Source organism: Streptomyces sp. NPDC005820 (assembly GCF_040630255.1).
Classification (GTDB): domain Bacteria; phylum Actinomycetota; class Actinomycetes; order Streptomycetales; family Streptomycetaceae; genus Streptomyces.
Genome location: NZ_JBEXXE010000018.1, coordinates 156,230 through 175,368 on the forward strand (window position 1 = coordinate 156,230; position 19,139 = coordinate 175,368).

The following is a 19,139-nucleotide window of genomic DNA, read 5'->3' on the forward strand; positions in this document are numbered from 1 at the left end:
GGGAACTGCGCGACCAGCCACGCAGGCACCCGCACCCGACAACGCTACGATGCCACCCGATCACCGGCTCAACCCGAGGGGACCGAAATGGCAGGGGAACCGCAGGACGACTGCCTGTTCTGCAAGATCGCCGAGGGCCACATCCCGGCGACGATCGTCCGCGAGACGGAGACGACCGTCGCCTTCCGGGACATCAACCCGCAGGCGCCCACCCACGTCCTGGTGATCCCCAAGGTGCACTACGGGAACGCCGCGGAACTGGCCGCCGCCGAACCGGCGATCGCCGCGGACGTCCTGCGCGAGGCGAAGGCCGTCGCCGAAGAGGACAAGCTGGAGAGCTACCGCGTCGTCTTCAACACCGGCACCGGCGCCGGCCAGACCGTCTGGCACGCCCACGCGCACGTCCTCGGCGGCCGTGGCCTGCAGTGGCCCCCCGGATAGTCCGCCATGTCCGCACGTGAACTCGTCGTCCTCGGCACCGCCAGCCAGGTCCCGACCCGGCACCGCAACCACAACGGGTACCTGCTGCGCTGGGACGGCGAGGGCATCCTGTTCGACCCCGGCGAGGGCACCCAGCGCCAGATGCTGCGGGCCGGGGTCGCCGCCCACGACCTCAACCGGATCTGCGTCACGCACTTCCACGGCGACCACTCGCTCGGCCTGGCCGGGGTCATCCAGCGCATCAACCTGGACCAGGTCCCGCACGAGGTCACCGTCCACTACCCGCTCTCCGGCGAACGCTTCTTCGACCGCCTCCGGTACGCCACCGCCTACCGCGAGTCGGTCCCGCTGACGCAGGTACCGGTGAGCGCGGACGGCGTCCTCGACGCCCGGCCCTCCTACACCCTCGACGCCCGCAAGCTCTCGCACCCCGTCGAGTCCTACGGCTACCGGCTCACCGAACCCGACGGCCGCCGTATGCTCCCCGACCGGCTCGCCGCACACGGCCTCAAGGGCCCGGACGTCGGCCGCCTCCAGCGGGAGGGCTCCGTCAACGGCGTCTCGCTCGACGACGTCAGCGAGATCAGACGGGGGCAGCGGTTCGCCTTCGTCATGGACACCCGGCTCTGCGACGGCGTCCACGCGCTCGCGGAGGGCGCCGACATGCTCGTCATCGAGTCGACCTTCCTCGACGAGGACGAGCGGCTCGCCGTCGACCACGGCCATCTGACCGCTGGTCAGGCCGCCCGGGTCGCCCGGGAGGCCGGCGTACGGCATCTCGTGCTCACCCACTTCAGCCAGCGCTACACCGAAGCGGACGAGTTCGAGCGGCAGGCGCGGGCGGCGGGCTTCGAGGGCGAGCTGACCGTGGCGCACGACCTGCTGAGGGTGCCGCTGCCGAAACGGCGGTAAAACAGCCGTACGATGCTTTGATGCCCCTCCCGAAAGCTGAACTGCACCTGCACATCGAAGGCACCCTGGAGCCGGAGCTGGCCTTCGAGCTGGCCGCCCGCAACGGGGTCGCGCTGCCGTACGCCGACACGGAAGAGCTGCGCGAGGCCTACCGGTTCGAGGATCTGCAGTCCTTCCTCAACCTGTACTACGAGCTGATGGCGGTCCTGCGCACCGAGCGGGACTTCGAGGACCTCGCCGACGCCTACCTCGCGCGGGCCGCCGCCCAGGGCGTGCGGCACGCGGAGATCTTCTTCGACCCGCAGGCCCACCTCGCCCGGGGCGTCGGCATGGGCACGGTGGTGGAGGGGCTGTGGCGGGCGCTCGGCGGCAGTGAGGCGCGCCACGGCGTCTCGACCCGGCTCATCCTCTGCTTCCTGCGCGACGAGTCCGCCGAGTCGGCCCTCGCGACCCTGGACGCGGCGAAGCCGTACCTCGACCGGATCACCGGCATCGGCCTGGACTCCGCCGAGGTGGGGCACCCGCCGGTGAAGTTCCGCGAGGTGTACGAGGCCGCCGCCGCGCTGGGCCTCAGGCGTGTGGCGCACGCGGGGGAGGAGGGGCCGCCGGAGTACATCACCGAGGCCCTGGACGTCCTCGGCGTCGAGCGCGTCGACCACGGGCTGCGCTGCATGGAGGACCCGGCGCTGGTGGAGCGGCTGGTGCGGGAGCGGATCCCGCTGACGCTGTGCCCGCTGTCCAACGTCCGGCTGCGCACCGTCGACACCCTCGCCGACCATCCGCTGCCCGCGATGCTCGACGCCGGGCTCGTGTGCACGGTCAACTCCGACGACCCGGCCTACTTCGGCGGGTACGCGGGCGACAACTTCGACGCCGTACGGCAGACCCTCGGTCTGACCGAGGACCGGCTGCGCGAGCTGGCCCGCAACTCCTTCACCGCCTCCTTCCTGGAGGACGACGAGGAGCGGCGGGCACGGTATCTCGCCGAGGTCGACGCCTACACCTTCTGATCCTTCCTGGTGGACATCAGTGCTGGTGGACATCAGTCCTGGTGGACCCGGTCGACCAGGATGTCGATGACGAGCGGCGTGCGCGGGCCGAAGCTCAGCAGCACGCCGTCCTCCAGGTCGACGACCCTGCGGTGCATGCCCGCCGGGGTCTGGGCGATGCCCGGGATCTGCAGCAGCCCGTCGAGGCCGCCGACCGAGTCCAGACCCTTGGTCATCATCAGGATGACGTCCGGCTGGGCCTGGGCGAGCGCCTCGGTGGTGATCGGGGTGAACGGCTTGTCCAGGCCGGCGGCCGTGCCCGCGTCCACCGCGCCCGCCGCGTCGAGGAGCGAGTCCGCGCCCGAGCCCTTGCCGCCGATCAGATAGACGGCCGCGCTGCCGCGCATGTACAGGAACGCGACCTTGGGCCTGCTGCCCTCGGGGACGGCGGCGCGGGCGTCGGCGAGCTCGCCCGCCATGCGCCGGTTGAGCGCCTTTCCGGCGGCCGGCACGCCGAGGGCCTCGGCGATCCGGGTGGTGCGGGTGGTGACGTCGGCCGGTTTCGTCGCCGGGTCGAGTACGACGACGGGGATCCCGGCGTCCCTGATCTGGTCGATCGCCTCCTGGGGCCCGGTGTCGGTGTCGGCCAGCACCACCGTCGGCCGCAGCGACAGCACGCTCTCGGCGCTCACGTCGTGCGCCTCGGTGACCTGGGGCAGCTTCTTCGCCTCCTCGAAGGTGGCGGTGATGTCCCGGCCGACGACGTGGTCGCCGAGCCCGAGCGTGAACACGATCTCGGCGACGCCGCCGTTGAGCGGCAGGATGCGCGAGGCGTCCTGCACCGTGACCTCGAGGCCGTCGGAGGAGGCGACGGTGACCGGCAGTTCCGGGGTGGGGGCCGGGCCGGGGAGCGGGACCAGGGAGTTCGTCGCGAGCTGCTTGCGGGCGGCGGCCGCCCGGGCGCTCGCGTCCGAGGGCGCCGGGTCCGCGCCCGCCGTCGTGGAACCGCCGGCCGAGCAGGCTCCGGTCAGCAGCGCGAGCGCCAGTCCGAGGGCCGCGAGTGCTCTTCCCGGCCGCTGTCTCCCCGTCACGCGCATGGCGTTTCCCTTCCGCTCGCTGGCACACAGATGAGGATTAGTTTAGGTTAGCCTTCCCTTAGTTGCGTGTGGTGGGGGTCTTCCATGGCATGGGCAAGTGGCCTGCGCGGTAACGGAGTTGGCGTTTTCCTCACGGTCGCCTCGGCGTCCGCCCTGCTCCTCCCGGCGGCCTCGACGGCCGTCGCGGCGGGGGGTGCGGCGACCGGACCCGAGGGGCAGAAACTCACCGTGTCCCAGTCCTCGGGGCTCGACCCGGCGGGCGCGACGGTCACCGTGACCGGCTCCGGCTACAACACGGAGAAGGGCATCTACGTCGCCTTCTGCGTCGACAACGGCGCCGGGAAGACGCCCACGCCCTGTGTCGGAGGCGTCGACATGTCCGGCGAGTCGGGTGCGTCGGCGTGGATCTCCTCCAACCCCCCGTCCTACGGCGAGGGGCTGGCGAAACCGTACGGCGGCAGCGCGCACGACGGCACCTTCAGTGCGCGCATCACGGTGCGCGCCAGGGACGCCAACACCGACTGCACGGCGGCCGGGGTGACCTGTGCGGTCATCACGCGCAACGACCACACCCGGGGCGGCGACCAGAGCCAGACGGTACGGATTCCGGTCACCTTCGGCGGCTCGGGCGGATCCACCGGGTCCACGGCGAGCACCTCGACGCCGCGTGCGAGCGCGACCACCAGGTCCTCCGTCGGCGGCGGCACTTCGGCCGAGGCGTCCGACGGCTCCATGGCCGACACCGGCTCCGGCCTCGCGCTCCCGGTCGGTCTGACGGCCGCCGGGTCGGTGGCGGTGGGCGGCGGCGCCTGGTTCTGGGCCCGCCGACGTCGCCAAGGCTGACCTTTCCTCACTTCACCCTGGGAGAACTGAATATGGCGAAGAGAACCGGCGCCGTCGCCCTGGCGGCCGGCGCCCTGCTCGCGCTGAGCGCCCCCGTGGCGGTGGCCGACGAGGGGCGCGTGGAGTGGACCCTCGCGGTTCCCGGGGTCTCGCTCGACGTCACCGCCCCCGCCGTACCGGCCGTCGACGGCGGTGCCTCGTTCCCCGTCCTCGAAGGCGGCACGGACGCGGTGGAGTTGGGCGGCGCGGTCCGCCTCTCCGGACCGGCGGAACAGCCCCTCGTCCTCGCCGGACTCCGACTGCGGCTCACCGGTGACGAGGGCGAGCTGTACGCCCGTACGGTCGTCGACGGCCGGGCCCGCGAGCTGGCACTGGCCGACGTGGCGGGCGTACGGGCGTCCCTCACCGCGGAGGGGGCGGAACTGCTGTCGTCCTGGAGCGGGACCGTGTTCCGGGAGGGCGACGGGCTGGGGGAGCTGGGTGTCGACGCCCCCGAGCCGGTCGCGGAGTCCCCGCGACCGTCCCCGACTCCCACGGCTTCCGTGGAGCCGAAGCCCGAGCCCGAGCCCGCGGCCTCCGTGGGGCGCTCCACCGTCGCCCGCGGCACCCCGCAGACCGTCACCGCGACCGGGCTGCCCCCCGGTGCCGTCGTGCTGGTCGCGATCGACGGCGACACCCGCTACCAGGACACGGTCGACGCGGAGGGTCGTATCGCCCGGTCGTTTCCCGTGTACGACACGGCGGTCGTGGGCGAGCACACCGTCGAGCTGACCCAGGTGGGCGCCGAACAGCCGGTCGTTGCTCTCGGCTTTACCGTCCATTGACAATCACTCAAGATCTTAGTTAGGTAAGCCTTACCTAAGTTCATCTGAGTTCACCTCCTTCGGAGAGGACACCCATGAGAATCCCCGCCGCCCGCGCCGCACTCGCCGTCGCCGCAGCCGGTGCCCTGACCCTGGGCCTCGCGACCTCCGCCTCCGCCGCCACCTCCACCCGCACGGTCGTGGACAGCGGCACCACCTACAACCTGTCCCTCACCGCGCCGGACACCGCCGCCGCCTCCGGCCAGGTCATCACGGTCTCCGGCTCCGGCTACAACACCGGCCAGGGCATCTACGTCGGCCTCTGCGTCGTGGACGGCGCGGCGGGCGTCAACAAGCCCAGCCCCTGCCTCGGCGGCCAGGACGAGACCGGCTCCACCGGCGCCTCGCACTGGATCAACAACACCTTCGGCGGGCTCTTCGCCAACAGCTCCAAGTTCGGCACCGGCGGCACCTTCAGCGTGAGCATCTACGTCAAGGCCACCCTCGACGACGGCAGCGTCTGCGGCGAGGACGTGACGTGCGCGGTCGTGACGCGCGCCGACCACTTCGACACCAACGACCGCAAGTACGACGTCCACGTCCCGATCACCTTCCAGTGAGACCGGCGGTGGCGCCCCTCAAGCAGCCTCGTCTGCACCTCGGACGGCCGGCGGGCCTGCTCGGCGCCGCCGCCCTGGTGGCCGCCTCCGTGACCGTCGGCGCGCTCGTCGCCGGTCCGGTCGCGCGGGCGGCCGACACCCCCCGCACCGCCCTCGGCAAGGACGGGCAGCGACTCACCGTCTCCGCCTCCGCGAACCTCGACCCGGCCGGTGAGACGCTCCGGGTCACCGGCTCCGGCTACGACGTCACGAAGGGCGTCTACGTCGCCGTCTGCAAGGACAACGGCGACAACCGCATCCCGACCCCCTGCCTCGGCGGCGCCGACCAGACCGGTGGCAGCGGGGCGTCGAAATGGATCGTCCCGAAGGGCTCCACCGAGGCCCCCGCCGGGGTCGCCGAGGAGTGGGGCGACGGCGGCGCCTTCGACGTCGACCTGGCGGTCACCGGCAAGGACAGCGGCCTCGACTGCACCCAGGTCGCCTGCTCGGTCATCACCCGCGTCGACCACAACGGCACCGGCGACCGCTCCCAGGACGTCCGCATCCCGGTCGCCTTCCAGGGCCAGGACCCCGGCGACGGGGACGACGGCGGCGACGGCGTGGACGTACCGGCCGGGACCGTCAGCTACACCCGGGCCGCCGGGTTCACCACCGCCGGCCGCCCGCTGGACCTGCTGCTGCACCCCGACTCCGGGAAGCTGTACGTCGGTTCGGACGACATCACCGACACGGCGGGGGTGAGCGAGCAGGGCCTCTACGCCCTCGACCCCGCCGACGGGAAACTCCTGAGCCAGGTCCAGCAGGCCCCCGGCTCCACCGGCACCCTCGCCAACCGGGTGGTCCGCCGGATCGCCGGCCCGCTCCCCGGCGACGGCGTCGTCTTCAACTACCCCCTCCGTGGCATCGGCACCGCCAAGGACGGCGACACCGCCGCCAAGGGCGTCTGGCTGACCGGCACCGAGATCACCGGCGTCGGACCGGGCACGAGGACGGGCACCACGCTGGTCGCCCAGGGCGCGGTGATCTCCGAGATCGACACCGCGACCGGCGCGGTCGTGGACGGCCGTACCCTCACCCTCGCGGGCGGGGGCGACGCGTTCGGCGTCGACCTCGCCCACCGGGCGGCCTGGTCCGGCGACCGCACGAACGGCACACTCCGCCGTATCGACCTCGACACCTTCACGGTGACGGCGACCGTCGACATCCCGGCCGAGCAGGTCACCTTCGTCGAACCGGACCCGGTCACCGGGCGTGTGTGGGTCGGCAGCGCCACCTCCGTCCTGGTCTTCGACGAGGACGGCAGGAAGCTCGCCACGCTGACCGGCGCCGACCGCCCCACCGCCGCCGCCTTCGACGCCACCACCGGTGAAGTCTTCGTGCTGCGCGAGGACTTCGGCACCGCCGAGGACAACGGCGCCGACAACAACGGCGCGTTGGAGGTCTACGACGGCGCGGCCTTCCAGCAGGCCGCCGAGCCGCTCGTGCTGCCCGGCAGCCGCGCCGGAGCCTACGCGGGCGTCGCCGTCACCCCTGGAGCCGCCTCCGTCTACGTCACCGATCAGGCTGAGAGCAAGGTCCTCAGGCTCGACCGGCGGATGTCCCCGAAGGTCGTGCAGTCCCCGACCGACCAGAGCGTCACGGCCGGTGACGAGGTCACCTTCGTCGCCTCCGCCGAGGGCACACCGCAGCCCACGGTGAGCTGGAGCGTCAGCCCGGACGGCGGGCAGACCTGGACGAGGATCGAGGGCGCGACGCGGAACGCGTACTCCTTCACCGCGAAAACCGCCCAGGACGGGTACGCGTACCGCGCCGAGTTCAAGAACACGGTCGGCACCACCCGCACCGCGCCGATCACGCTCACCGTGAAGGAGGCGGGCGGCGGGACGACAGGCGGCGGCGAGAGCCCGGCGGCCCCCTCCGGCACCCGGACCGTCACCGGATCCGAGGGCCAGACACTCACCGTCACCCCGGTCAACGACCTCGCCGTCAAGGGCCAGACCCTCAGGATCACCGGCTCCGGCTACGACACCGGCAAGGGCGTCTACGTCGCCCTCTGCGTCGACAATGGCGACGGCGAACTGCCCACGCCGTGCATCGGCGGCGTCGACATGACCGGCGGCTCGCACAGCTCGGCCTGGATCTCCTCGAACCCGCCCGACTACGGCGAGGACCTGGCGATCCCGTACGGCGAGGGCGGCACCTTCGAGGTGGAGCTGACCGTGGACGCCGAGGACGAGTTCACCGACTGCTTCGAGGCGACCTGTGTCCTCGCCACCCGCGCCGACCACACCCTCTCCGGCGACCGCTCCCAGGACGTGAAGGCCCCGGTCGCCTTCGTCGGCCAGGACCCGGTGGACACCGACGACGGCGGGACCGGCGGCGGCAGCGACGGCGGCGGGACCACCACGACGGGCGGTACGACGAGCGGCGGCACCGGCACCGGCGGCAGCACCGGTGGCTCCGGTACGACCACCACCGGCTCCCCCTCGGGCGGCAGCCTCGCCGCCACCGGCGCCACGGTCGGCACGGCGGCCGGTCTCGCCCTGCTGCTCACGGCGGCGGGCTGGTACGTCCGCCGACGGGCGAGGGCCGCCCGGTAGAACCGCTCAGCTCCCGGACCCCGGTGCGGCACCCGCCTGCCGGGGTCCGGCCGTGTCGTAGGCGCCCGGAGTGGGGGCGGCCGGGGTGTCCACCTCGATCTCGACGACCGGCCGGGCGGGCGCCCCGCCCCGCCGCCGCACGGCCCCCAAAAGCACCTGACGCCCACTCGCGTGCAGCGCCACCCCGGTCATCGGTACGGCGACCACGAGCAGCGCCGCGCCCAGCACCAGGCCCATCGTGGGGAACCCGGCCTGCGCCGACAGCACGCTCCCGGTGAGCGGACCGGCCGCCGTGCCCAGCGAACCCGCCGAGCCGACCAGCACCGCCCAGCGCCCGCGCGGGTCCAGCGAGGCGGCCAGCCCGATGAGGTACGACAGGACGACCGGGTAGAGCACGTTCCAGACGATCTGGCCGGCCGCGAAGCCCGTCGGCGTGGTGGCCGAGGCGTTGCCCGCCACACAGCCCGCGATGAGGACGGTCCCGATCCCGATCGGCAGCGCCCGGCCCAGGCGTGCCCCGAGCGCGCCGGCGGCCAGCACGCCCGCGAGCCCGGCGCCCAGCGCCACCGCGAACACCGCGCCCACGGCAGCCTCGCCGAGGTGCGCCTGCGTCAGCCCGATCCGTCCGCTCACTCCCCAGAGGGAGTTCTGCACCAGGGACCAGAAGGGCATGGCGGCGGCCAGCACCAGTCCCGCCCGCAGGTGGGGCAGGGGCGCGCGCTTCCCGGGCAGCGCCGGATCGGCGGCCGGTGCCGTACGGCCGGGCAGACGCCCCGTCAGCGGCCATACGGCGAGCGCGGTCAGCGCGATCGCGGCGAGCGGCTGTCCGTGGCCCGCACCGAGGTGGGGCACCGTCAGATAGACGGCCCCGGCGAGCGCGGACACCCCGAGCAGGCCCAGCGTGGAGGCGCGGTGCGGGTCGGGTTCGGCGGCGATCCGGGTCGCGGCGACCGCCGTGGCCGTACCGGAGCCGAACCCGCCGAGGACCGCGCCCGCGACCACGGCCGGCACCGAGCCGGCCAGCGCGGCCCCGCCGTAGCCGAGCATCGCCAGCAGCAGCCCCGCCCGGGCCATGGTCCGGGCGCCGACCCGCTCCACCCGGGAGGCCAGCAGGAATCCGGCCGAGGACGAACTCAGCAGCAGCGCGCTGCCCACGGCGCCCGCCTCGGTGGCGGTCAGCGGCAGCCCGCCGTCCAGCCGGCCGACCACGGTCGGCAGCAGATAGGGAGCGAGATACCCGGCCGTGAAAAGGGCGACGAGGGGCCAGGGCGTGGGGGTACGGCGGGCGAACACGGGCGTTCCTGCAAGGCGAGAAGAGGCGGCTCGGGGCAATTCATATCAAGCGGGCGCCGCCCGAAAAAATTGAGGATGCATGATCTGGGTCACACCCTGTTTACCAGGGGAGACATCGGGTAGGTGAAGGCGTTTTCGGCGCCCCCTAACGCCAGTTCACGGCCCCGCCGGCCCCCGGTGCCGTCGCCTCGATCTTGGCGCGTATCTCCCGCATCACCGCCACGATCCGCTCCTCGTGCCCGGCCGTCAGCCGCGCCAGCGGCACCGAACAGCTGATCGCGTCCTGCGCCGGATGCTCGTACCGCAGCGCGAACCCGAAGCCGACGATCCCGGTCACGCCCTCCTCGCGGTCCACGGAGTAGCCGCGCGCCCGCACCCCGGCCAGGTCCGCCCGCAACGACTCCCGGCCGGTGTGCGACTTCGGGGTGAGCGCCTCGTAGGGGCCCTCGGGCAGCTCGTCGTCGGAGCGTTCGGCGAGCAGCGCCTTGCCGAGGGCGCCGACGTGCGCGGGCAGGCGGCGGCCGACGCGGCTGATCGTGCGCAGGTATTCGTGCGACTCGCGGGTGGCGAGGTAGGCCACGTCCCGTCCGTCCAGCCGGCCCAGATGGATCGTCTCGCCCAGCGCCTCGGACGCCTCGTCGAGATACGGCCGCACCAGGCGGACGCGCGGGTCGGAGTCGAGGTAGCCGGTGCCGGTCAGCAGGGCGTGGATGCCGATGCCGTAGAGGGAGCCGGTGACGTCCGTGCGCACCCAGCCCCGGCCGATCAGGGTCTGCAGCAGCGCGTACATCGAGCTGCGGGGCACCCCCAGGGCGTCCGCCAGCTCCTGCAGCCGCGCCGGGCGGTCCCCGCGCGCGGCGAGCAGTTCCAGCAGCTCGACCGTGCGAGCGGCCGACTTCACCTCGCGGACACCGCCTGTCTCCGACATGTCCCGATCGTAAGCGGGGGCACCCGGCGCGTTGACGGGCGTATTGACGGTTGCCGTTCGCGTATCTAACCTCCATCTTCATACGTGGAAAGCGTCTACATAGGGAGATGGGGAAGGTGGGCCTCGACACCGACACGGTCCGGAGACTGCGGGAGGGCATGGCGGCCGGCGTGCTGTCCTTCCCGCTGACGAGCTTCCACGAGGACGGCTCGCTCGACCCCGACGGCTTCCGCGCCCATGTCGCGAGCCGGCTCGCCGCCGGCCCCGGCGCCCTCTTCCCCGCCTGCGGCACCGGCGAGTTCTTCTCCCTCGACGAGGACGAGTACCGCACGGTCGTGCGCATCGCCGTCGAGGAGGCCGCCGGACGGGTGCCGGTCGTCGCCGGGACCGGCTACGGCTGGGCCCAGGCCGTCCGCTTCGCCCGCATCGCCGAGGAGGAAGGCGCCGACGCCCTGCTCGTCCTCCCGCACTACCTCGTCGCCGCCCCGCAGGACGGCCTGGTCGCCCAGCTGGAGCGGATCGCCGCCGGCACCCGCCTCCCGCTCATCGCCTACCAGCGCGGCCAGGTCGACTACGGCGTCGACGCCTTCCGGCGGATCACGCGGATCCCCGGAGTCATCGGCCTCAAGGACGGCCGCAGCGACCTCGACCGCCTCCAGCGCCTCACCCTCACCGCCCCCGAGGGCTTCCTCCTCTTCAACGGCGCCGCCACCGCCGAGATCCAGGCCCGCGCCTACGCCACCGTCGGCGTCCCCGCCTACTCCTCCGCCGTGCACGCCTTCGCACCCGAGATCGCCGACGCCTTCTTCACCGCCCTGCGGGACGGCGACGCCGGCACCGTCGACAAGCTCCTGCGCGCGTTCTACGTCCCCCTCGTCGAACTCCGCGACCGGGCACCGGGCTACGCCGTGTCCCTCGTCAAGGCCGCCGCCCGGCTGCGCGGCGCCCCCGTCGGCCCGGTGCGCGCCCCGCTCACCGACCCCTCGGCCGCCGACCTCGCCGACCTCAAGACCCTCCTCGCCACCGGACTCGACCTCGTGGGAGCCGCCCTGTGAACCTCGCCGTCACGGACGTACGCCTGACGCCGATCCTGGTCGCCGACCCGCCGCTGCTCAACACGCAGGGCGTGCACCAGCCGTACACCCCCCGGCTGATCGTCGAGGTGGAGACCGCCGACGGTGTCGTCGGAGTCGGCGAGACGTACGGCGACACCAAGTACCTGGAGCTGGCCCGCCCGTTCGCCGCGAAGCTGGTCGGCCGTCAGGTCAGCGACCTGAACGGCCTGTTCACGATCGCCGACCAGGTGGCGGTGGACTCCTCCCGGGTCTCCGGGCAGGTCGACGTGGGCGGGCTGCGCGGGGTCCAGACCGCCGACAAGCTGCGGCTGTCCGTCGTCTCCGGCTTCGAGGTCGCCTGCCTCGACGCCCTCGGCAAGTCCCTCGGCCTGCCCGTGCACGCCCTGCTCGGCGGCAAGCTGCGCGACTCCGTCGAGTACAGCGCCTACCTCTTCTACAAGTGGGCCGACCACCCCGAGGGCGTGCCCTGCGAGCGGGACGACTGGGGCGCGGCCCTCGACCCGGCCGGGGTCGTCGAGCAGGCCCGGCGCTTCACCGAGCGGTACGGGTTCACCTCCTTCAAGCTCAAGGGAGGGGTCTTCCCGCCCGACGAGGAGATCGCCGCCGTACGCGCCCTCGCGGCCGCCTTCCCCGGACACCCGCTGCGGCTCGACCCCAACGGGGCCTGGAGCGTAGAGACCTCGCTGAAGGTCGCGAAGGAACTCGGGGACGTCCTCGAATACCTGGAGGACCCGGCGCTCGGCACGCCCGCCATGGCCGAGGTCGCCGCGGGGACCGGAGTACCGCTCGCCACCAACATGTGCGTGACGACCTTCGCCGAGATCCAGGAGGCCTTCACCCGCGGGGCCGTGCAGGTCGTCCTCTCCGACCACCACTACTGGGGCGGGCTGCGCAACACCCAGCAACTCGCCGCGATCTGCCGGACGTTCGGCGTCGGGGTGTCCATGCACTCCAACACCCACCTCGGCATCTCGCTGGCCGCCATGACCCAGGTCGCGTCCACCGTGCCGAACCTCCACCACGCCTGCGACTCCCACTACCCCTGGCAGTCGGAGGACGTCCTCACCGAGCGCCTCACCTTCGACGGCGGCGGGGTCGCCGTCTCCGACGCGCCCGGGCTGGGTGTCGAGCTCGACCGGGAGAAGGTCGCGTTCCTGCACCGGCGCTGGCTCGACGACGACGGGTCGCTGCGCGAGCGGGACGATGCGGCGGCGATGCGGGTTGCCGACCCCGGGTGGGTGACGCCCTCGGTGCCGCGCTGGTAGGTGCCCCCCAGGGGGTTGCAGGCATCCGGTGTTTTTGTGGTGCAGACTGGCCAGGTCCGTACCACGTCAGGGAGCGCACCGTGACCGCCGCCGCGTCCACCGGAGAGGGACACCCCCGTCAGAACGGCCAGGCCGCCCAGGCCGCCCTGGTCGACCCCTTGGTCGCCCGGCGGGCCCCCGGGGATCCGCCCTGGGACGTCTACCTCACCGGCACCGTCTTCCTCGACATCATCTTCACCGGCCTCGACTCCGCCCCCGTGCGCGGCACCGAGTCCTGGGCCCGCGGCATGGGCTCCAGCCCCGGCGGCGTCGCCAACATGGCCACCGCCCTGGCCCGCCTGGGCCTGCGCACCTCCCTCGCCGCCGCCTTCGGCGACGACCACTACGGCGAGTACTGCTGGGACGCCCTCGAACAGGGCGAGGGCATCGACCTCTCCACCTCGCGCACGGTCCCCGGCTGGCACTCGCCCGTCACCGTCTCCATGGCCTACGAGGGCGAACGGACCATGGTCTCCCACGGCCACGAACCGCCCCCGGAGGCCGTGCTCGCCCAGGACGGCGCCCCCGACCACCCCCCGCACGCCCGCGCCGCCGTCGCCTCCCTCACCCCCGGCAAACGCGACGCCTGGATCGCCCGGGCCGCCGGCCGCGGCACCCGGATCTTCGCCGACGTCGGCTGGGACGACACCGGCGCCTGGGACCTGGCCGGCCTCGCCGACCTGGCGCACTGCGAGGCCTTCCTGCCGAACGCCGAGGAGGCCATGCGCTACACCCGAGCCGACTGCCCCCGCGCCGCCGCCCACGCCCTCACCGAGCACGTACCGCTCGCGGTCGTCACCCTCGGCGCCGAGGGCGCCTACGCCGTGGACGGACGCACCGGCGAGACCGCCGAGGTCCCCGCCATCGCCGTCGAGGCCCTCGACCCCACCGGCGCCGGGGACGTCTTCGTGGCCGGCTTCGTCACCGGCACCCTCGCCGACTGGCCGCTCGCCGACCGCCTCGCCTTCGCGGGCCTCACCGCGGCGCTCTCCGTCCAGGAGTTCGGCGGCTCCCTCTCCGCACCCGGCTGGTGCGAGATCGCCGCCTGGTGGCGCAAGGTCCAGTCGGTCGAGGGCCAGGCCCCCGAGGCGCTGCGCCGGTACGCGTTCCTGGAGGGCCTGCTGCCGAGGGAGGAGACCACACCCTGGCCCCTGCGCCGCGCCGTCCCGACGATCGGTTTCGGCCGCTCGGCGTAGGGCCCGTCCTAGGCCCGGGCAGGGTCGGCGGTCCACCGACAAAACCCCGTGGCGTTGTCAGCCCCCTGGCGTACCCTGGAACACGCCAGGCCGCCCCAGTGGCAGGCGAGACGCATCCGGGAGGACGTAGAGGCCCTCGTGGCCGGCCTATGACTCAGACACCCACAGCTCACACGCCCGCGCAGGGCAAGGCGAGAGCACAGTTCACGGTTCCCGCCCAGCACCCCATGGTGACCGTGCTGGGGTCCGGCGACTCCCTTCTGCGCGTGATCGAGACGGCTTTCCCGGCAGCCGACATCCACGTCCGGGGCAACGAGATCAGCGCTACCGGCGACCCACGGGAAGTCGCCCTCATCCAGCGCCTGTTCGACGAGATGATGCTGGTGCTCCGCACCGGGCAGCCGATGACGGAGGACGCAGTGGAACGCTCGATCGCCATGCTGCGGGCGAGCGAGAACGGGACGAGTGACGGCCAGGAGACCCCGGCCGAGGTACTGACTCAGAACATCCTGTCCTCGCGCGGTCGCACCATCCGCCCCAAGACCCTCAACCAGAAGCGGTACGTCGACGCGATCGACAAGCACACGATCGTCTTCGGCATCGGCCCCGCCGGCACCGGCAAGACGTACCTGGCCATGGCGAAGGCGGTCCAGGCCCTGCAGTCCAAGCAGGTCAACCGCATCATCCTGACCCGCCCGGCGGTCGAGGCCGGCGAGCGCCTCGGCTTCCTGCCCGGCACGCTCTACGAGAAGATCGACCCCTACCTGCGCCCGCTGTACGACGCGTTGCACGACATGCTGGACCCCGACTCGATCCCGAAGCTGATGGCGGCCGGAACGATAGAGGTCGCGCCGCTGGCGTACATGCGTGGACGTAGCCAACCTGTCTTCACGAGCGTCCTCACGCCCGACGGCTGGTGCCCCATCGGTGACCTCCAGGTCGGTGACCTCGTCGTCGGCTCGAATGGTGAGCCGACCCCGGTCCTGGGCGTTTACCCCCAGGGGGAGCGGGACATCTTCCGCGTCACGGCTCAGGACGGTTCTTGGACTCTGTGCTGCGGCGAGCACCTGTGGACGGTCAGGACGCGCGACGACAAGCGCCGCGACAAGCCGTGGCGTGTCCTGGAGACCCAGGAGATGATGGGCAACCTGCGGGCCGGGCACGCCCGTCGGTATGAGCTGCCGATGCTCACGAGCCCGGTCTGCTTCCCCGAGCGCGAAGTCCCCATGGACCCGTACGCGCTGGGGCTGCTACTGGGAGACGGCTGCCTGACGGGTTCCACCACGCCGTCTTTCGCGACGGAGGACCCGGAACTGGCCGAGGCGCTGGGAGCCGCGCTTCCCGGAGTCGCAGTGCGGCACAGGGGCGGGCCGGACTACGTCCTCAATCGGATCAAGTCCCCCGGTGACGTCGTGACCCTGGAGAATCCGGTCACTCGGATTCTGCGCGAGCTGGACCTGCTGCGTACGCGTTCGCACACCAAGTTCGTTCCGGACGACTACCTGTACAACTCCGCCGACGTACGATTGGCCGTCCTCCAGGGCCTGCTCGACTCCGACGGTGGTCCTGTCACGCAGAAGGACCGTACCTGCCGAATTCAGTACACGACGACATCCCTCCTGCTCCGCGACGACGTGATCTCGCTCGTGCAGTCGCTGGGCGGAGTCGCGTACACCCGCCGCAGGTCAGCCGAGGGGCGCAAGCCGGGCCTGGCAAAGGGGCGCGAGGTCGCGTATCGGCATGACGCCCACATCATCGACATCCGCCTCCCCGAAGGCATAGAGCCCTTCCGCCTCGCCCGCAAGCTCGACAGGTACCACGCGGCCGGCGGCGGCGGACGCCCGATGCGGTTCATCGACTCGATCGAGCCGGCGGGGCGCGAGGAGACCGTCTGCATCCAGGTGGCAGCTGAGGACTCCCTCTATGTCACGACGGACTATCTGCTGACGCACAACACCCTCAACGACGCCTTCATCATCCTGGACGAGGCCCAGAACACGAGCCCCGAACAGATGAAGATGTTCCTCACCCGCCTCGGCTTCGACTCCAAGATCGTGATCACCGGTGACGTGACACAGGTCGACCTGCCGAACGGCACCAAGTCGGGTCTGCGGCAGGTTCAGGACATCCTGGAGGGGCTGGACGACGTCCACTTCTCCCGGCTGTCGTCCCAGGATGTCGTCCGGCACAAGCTGGTCGGCCGTATCGTCGACGCGTACGAGAAGTACGACAGCACCAACGGCACGGAGAACGGCACCCACAAGGGCGGCCGGACCAAACGGAAGTAGACAAGCCCGCACATGTCGATCGACGTCAACAACGAGTCCGGAACCGAGGTCGACGAGCAGGCGATCCTCGACATCGCCCGCTACGCGCTCACACGGATGCGCATCCACCCGCTCTCCGAGCTCTCGGTGATCGTCGTGGACGCCGACGCCATGGAGCAGCTGCACATCCAGTGGATGGACCTGCCGGGGCCGACGGACGTCATGTCCTTCCCGATGGACGAACTGCGTCCGCCGTCGAAGGACGACGACGAGCCCCCGCAGGGACTCCTCGGCGACATCGTGCTCTGCCCCGAGGTCGCCGCCAAGCAGGGCACCGAGGCGCCCACCCAGCACTCCATGGACGAGGAGCTCCAGCTGCTCACCGTCCACGGAGTGCTGCACCTGCTCGGCTACGACCACGAGGAACCCGACGAGAAGGCCGAGATGTTCGGCCTCCAGGCGGCCATCGTGGACGGGTGGCGAGCGGAGAAGGGCCTGACCGGGCCCTCCCCGGCGCCGACCGTCTCATGAGTCCCACCCTCGTCTCCGGCGCGATCGCCCTGGTCGTCGTCGCCTGGCTCGCCGCCTGCGCGGAGGCGGGCCTCGCGCGCGTCTCCAGCTTCCGCGCCGAGGAGGCCGTACGGTCCGGGCGGCGCGGCAGTGCCAAGCTCGCCCAGATCACCGCCGACCCCACCCGCTATCTCAACGTGGCGCTGCTGGTGCGCGTCGCCTGCGAGATGGCGGCCGCGGCCCTCGTGACGTACGCCTGTCTCCAGGAGATCGACGGCACCGCCCCCGCGCTGCTCGCCGCGATCGGCGTGATGGTCCTCGTCTCGTACGTCGCGGTCGGCGTCTCCCCGCGCACCATCGGCCGCCAGCACCCGCTGAACACCGCGACGGCGGCGGCGTACGTCCTGCTGCCGCTCGCCCGGATCATGGGCCCGATCCCGTCCCTGCTGATCCTCATCGGCAACGCGCTCACCCCCGGCAAGGGCTTCCGCCGCGGCCCCTTCGCCTCCGAGGCGGAGCTGCGCGCCCTCGTCGACCTCGCCGAAAAGGAGTCCCTCATCGAGGACGAGGAGCGCCGGATGGTGCACTCCGTCTTCGAGCTCGGCGACACCCTCGTCCGCGAGGTCATGGTCCCGAGGACGGACCTGGTGGTGATCGAGCGGTACAAGACGATCCGCCAGGCCCTCACCCTCGCCCTGCGCTCGGGCTTCTCGCGCATACCCGTGACCGGGGAGAGCGAGGACGACATCGTCGGGATCGTGTATCTGAAGGACCTGGTCCGCAAGACGCACATCAGCCGCGACGCCGAGTCCGACCTCGTCTCCACGGCCATGCGGCCGGCCGCCTTCGTGCCCGACACCAAGAACGCCGGCGACCTGCTGCGCGAGATGCAGCTGCAGCGCAACCACGTCGCCGTCGTCATCGACGAGTACGGCGGCACGGCCGGCATCGTCACCATCGAGGACATCCTCGAGGAGATCGTCGGCGAGATCACCGACGAGTACGACCGTGAGCTCCCGCCCGTCGAGGAGCTCGGCGACGACCGCCACCGGGTCACCGCCCGCCTCGACATCACCGACCTCGGCGAGCTGTACGGCCTGGAGGAGTACGACGACGAGGACGTGGAGACCGTCGGCGGACTGCTCGCCAAGGCCCTGGGCCGGGTGCCCATCGCCGGGGCGGCCGCCGTGGTCGACCTCCCGGACGGCCGCGCCCTGCGGCTCACGGCGGAGGCGGCGGCCGGCCGCCGCAACAAGATCGTGACGGTGCTGGTGGAGCCCGTCGAGCGGCTCCCCGACGGGTCGGAGGAGGAGAAGCCGGAGTGACCCCGGAGCAACTGCGCGCCCTGTGTCTGTCCTTCGAGGCGGCCGAGGAGGACTTCCCCTTCCGGCCGGAGATCTCCGTCTTCAAGGTCCTCGGCAAGATGTTCGCGCTGAGCTGGACGGACCAGCGTCCCCTGAAGGTCAACCTCAAGTGCGACCCTGAGGACGCGGTCCGGCTCCGCGCCGACCACCCCGGACTGATCGCCCCCGGCTACCACATGAACAAACGCCACTGGAACACGGTCACGGTCGACGCCGACCTCCCCGAGCGGCTCGTCCGTGAGCTGGTCGAGGACTCCTACGACCTGGTGGTGGCCGGTCTGCCCCGCGCGGAGCGGCTCCGCCTCGACCGACCCTGAGGGGCGAGCGGGGTGAGCGGCCGGCTGCTCCGTATGCTCGGGGCATGACCGACAGCAACGCGCTCGATCCCGAGGACCGCAAGATCGTCACCCTGGCCCGTTCGGCGCGGGCCCGCAACGGTGTGCCCGAGGGGGCGGCCGTACGGGACGACACGGGACGTACCTATGTCGCCGGGACGGTGGACCTGCCGTCGCTGCGGCTGAGCGCGCTGCGGACGGCGGTGGCGATGGCGGTGGCGTCGGGAGCGGCGTCGCTGGAGGCGGCGGCGGTGGTCAGCGAGGCGGAGGGCGTCACCGAGGAGGACCTGGCCGCGGTACGGGATCTCGGCGGGCCGGGGACACCGGTACTGCTGGCTTCGCCGGACGGAACGGTACGCGGCACCGCCTGACAGCCCTTGCCCACCCACCCACCCGCCTCGCTCGGACAGAGAAGCCAGGAAGAGAAGCCGGGGCGGGTGGGTGGGGTGGGGGCGTCGGGCGGGGAAGCCGGGCGGAGGCGTCGGGCGTCGGGCGGGGAAGCCTGGCGGGTAGGTCGGGCGGAGGCGTCGGGCGGGTAGGTCGGGCGGGGGTCGGGCGGAG

At 72.3% G+C, this 19,139-nt stretch carries 18 protein-coding genes; 15 read left to right on the plus strand and 3 right to left on the minus strand.

Annotated elements, in window-relative coordinates; genetic code table 11:
- Window positions 1-87: 87 nt before the first annotated feature.
- Genes ABZ464_RS23110 through ABZ464_RS23120 form a run of 3 tightly spaced genes read left to right on the plus strand, consistent with a single transcriptional unit; the run spans window position 88 to window position 2,363 of the window.
- Window positions 88-441 (plus strand): histidine triad nucleotide-binding protein, encoded by a 354-nt coding sequence (locus ABZ464_RS23110; protein WP_359279512.1) that lies wholly within the window; start codon window positions 88-90, stop codon window positions 439-441.
- A 6-nt stretch (window positions 442-447) separates the two neighbouring features.
- Complete coding sequence (locus ABZ464_RS23115) at window positions 448-1,353, plus strand: ribonuclease Z (RefSeq protein ID WP_359279513.1); 906 nt, start codon at window positions 448-450, stop codon at window positions 1,351-1,353.
- Window positions 1,354-1,373: 20 nt separating this feature from the next.
- Window positions 1,374-2,363 carry an adenosine deaminase gene (locus ABZ464_RS23120; protein WP_359279514.1) on the plus strand — a complete coding sequence of 330 codons (990 nt, stop codon included), beginning with the start codon at window positions 1,374-1,376 and terminating at the stop codon, window positions 2,361-2,363.
- Between the two features lie 32 nt (window positions 2,364-2,395).
- Here ABZ464_RS23120 and ABZ464_RS23125 read toward each other — a convergent pair whose 3' ends face one another.
- Complete coding sequence (locus tag ABZ464_RS23125; RefSeq protein ID WP_359279515.1) at window positions 2,396-3,439, minus strand: ABC transporter substrate-binding protein; 1,044 nt, start codon at window positions 3,437-3,439, stop codon at window positions 2,396-2,398.
- Window positions 3,440-3,523: 84 nt separating this feature from the next.
- Between ABZ464_RS23125 and ABZ464_RS23130 the strand changes: the two genes are divergently transcribed.
- The 4 genes from ABZ464_RS23130 to ABZ464_RS23145 all read left to right on the plus strand — a co-directional run bounded on the left by ABZ464_RS23130 (window position 3,524) and on the right by ABZ464_RS23145 (window position 8,305).
- Window positions 3,524-4,282 carry a hypothetical protein gene (locus ABZ464_RS23130; protein WP_359279516.1) on the plus strand — a complete coding sequence of 253 codons (759 nt, stop codon included), beginning with the start codon at window positions 3,524-3,526 and terminating at the stop codon, window positions 4,280-4,282.
- Window positions 4,283-4,314: 32 nt separating this feature from the next.
- Window positions 4,315-5,106, plus strand: a complete 792-nt coding sequence (locus ABZ464_RS23135) for a hypothetical protein (protein ID WP_359279517.1) — start codon at window positions 4,315-4,317, stop codon at window positions 5,104-5,106.
- Between the two features lie 74 nt (window positions 5,107-5,180).
- Complete coding sequence (locus ABZ464_RS23140) at window positions 5,181-5,705, plus strand: hypothetical protein (protein ID WP_359279518.1); 525 nt, start codon at window positions 5,181-5,183, stop codon at window positions 5,703-5,705.
- An 8-nt stretch (window positions 5,706-5,713) separates the two neighbouring features.
- Window positions 5,714-8,305, plus strand: coding sequence for an immunoglobulin I-set domain protein (locus tag ABZ464_RS23145; RefSeq protein WP_359279519.1), 2,592 nt, complete (start codon window positions 5,714-5,716; stop codon window positions 8,303-8,305).
- Window positions 8,306-8,311: 6 nt separating this feature from the next.
- On the opposite strand, the gene ABZ464_RS23150 is transcribed toward ABZ464_RS23145, so the two are convergent.
- Window positions 8,312-9,598 (minus strand): MFS transporter, encoded by a 1,287-nt coding sequence (locus ABZ464_RS23150; protein ID WP_359279520.1) that lies wholly within the window; start codon window positions 9,596-9,598, stop codon window positions 8,312-8,314.
- A gap of 145 nt (window positions 9,599-9,743) precedes the next feature.
- On the minus strand, window positions 9,744-10,526 hold the full coding sequence (locus tag ABZ464_RS23155) for an IclR family transcriptional regulator (RefSeq protein ID WP_359279521.1): 783 nt from the start codon (window positions 10,524-10,526) through the stop codon (window positions 9,744-9,746).
- A gap of 107 nt (window positions 10,527-10,633) precedes the next feature.
- Here ABZ464_RS23155 and ABZ464_RS23160 point away from each other — a divergent pair, with 107 nt between their 5' ends.
- The 8 genes from ABZ464_RS23160 (at window position 10,634) to ABZ464_RS23195 (ending at window position 18,949) form a co-directional block, all read left to right on the plus strand.
- On the plus strand, window positions 10,634-11,581 hold the full coding sequence (locus ABZ464_RS23160; protein ID WP_359279522.1) for a 5-dehydro-4-deoxyglucarate dehydratase: 948 nt from the start codon (window positions 10,634-10,636) through the stop codon (window positions 11,579-11,581).
- Window positions 11,578-12,867 carry a glucarate dehydratase family protein gene (locus ABZ464_RS23165; protein ID WP_359279523.1) on the plus strand — a complete coding sequence of 430 codons (1,290 nt, stop codon included), beginning with the start codon at window positions 11,578-11,580 and terminating at the stop codon, window positions 12,865-12,867. The genes ABZ464_RS23160 and ABZ464_RS23165 overlap by 4 nt, the downstream gene beginning before the upstream one ends.
- Window positions 12,868-12,947: 80 nt before the next feature.
- Window positions 12,948-14,102, plus strand: coding sequence for a PfkB family carbohydrate kinase (locus ABZ464_RS23170; protein WP_359279524.1), 1,155 nt, complete (start codon window positions 12,948-12,950; stop codon window positions 14,100-14,102).
- A gap of 149 nt (window positions 14,103-14,251) precedes the next feature.
- Window positions 14,252-16,390 carry a PhoH family protein gene (locus tag ABZ464_RS23175; RefSeq protein WP_359279525.1) on the plus strand — a complete coding sequence of 713 codons (2,139 nt, stop codon included), beginning with the start codon at window positions 14,252-14,254 and terminating at the stop codon, window positions 16,388-16,390.
- Window positions 16,391-16,402: 12 nt separating this feature from the next.
- On the plus strand, window positions 16,403-16,900 hold the full coding sequence (gene ybeY, locus ABZ464_RS23180) for an rRNA maturation RNase YbeY (RefSeq protein ID WP_359279526.1): 498 nt from the start codon (window positions 16,403-16,405) through the stop codon (window positions 16,898-16,900).
- Window positions 16,897-18,204, plus strand: a complete 1,308-nt coding sequence (locus ABZ464_RS23185; RefSeq protein WP_359279527.1) for a hemolysin family protein — start codon at window positions 16,897-16,899, stop codon at window positions 18,202-18,204. Before ybeY ends, ABZ464_RS23185 begins: the two co-directional genes overlap by 4 nt.
- Window positions 18,201-18,560: an MmcQ/YjbR family DNA-binding protein gene (locus tag ABZ464_RS23190; RefSeq protein WP_359279528.1), complete on the plus strand. Its 360-nt coding sequence runs from the start codon at window positions 18,201-18,203 to the stop codon at window positions 18,558-18,560. Before ABZ464_RS23185 ends, ABZ464_RS23190 begins: the two co-directional genes overlap by 4 nt.
- Before the next feature lie 44 nt (window positions 18,561-18,604).
- Window positions 18,605-18,949 carry a cytidine deaminase gene (locus ABZ464_RS23195; RefSeq protein WP_359279529.1) on the plus strand — a complete coding sequence of 115 codons (345 nt, stop codon included), beginning with the start codon at window positions 18,605-18,607 and terminating at the stop codon, window positions 18,947-18,949.
- Window positions 18,950-19,139 lie beyond the last annotated feature (190 nt).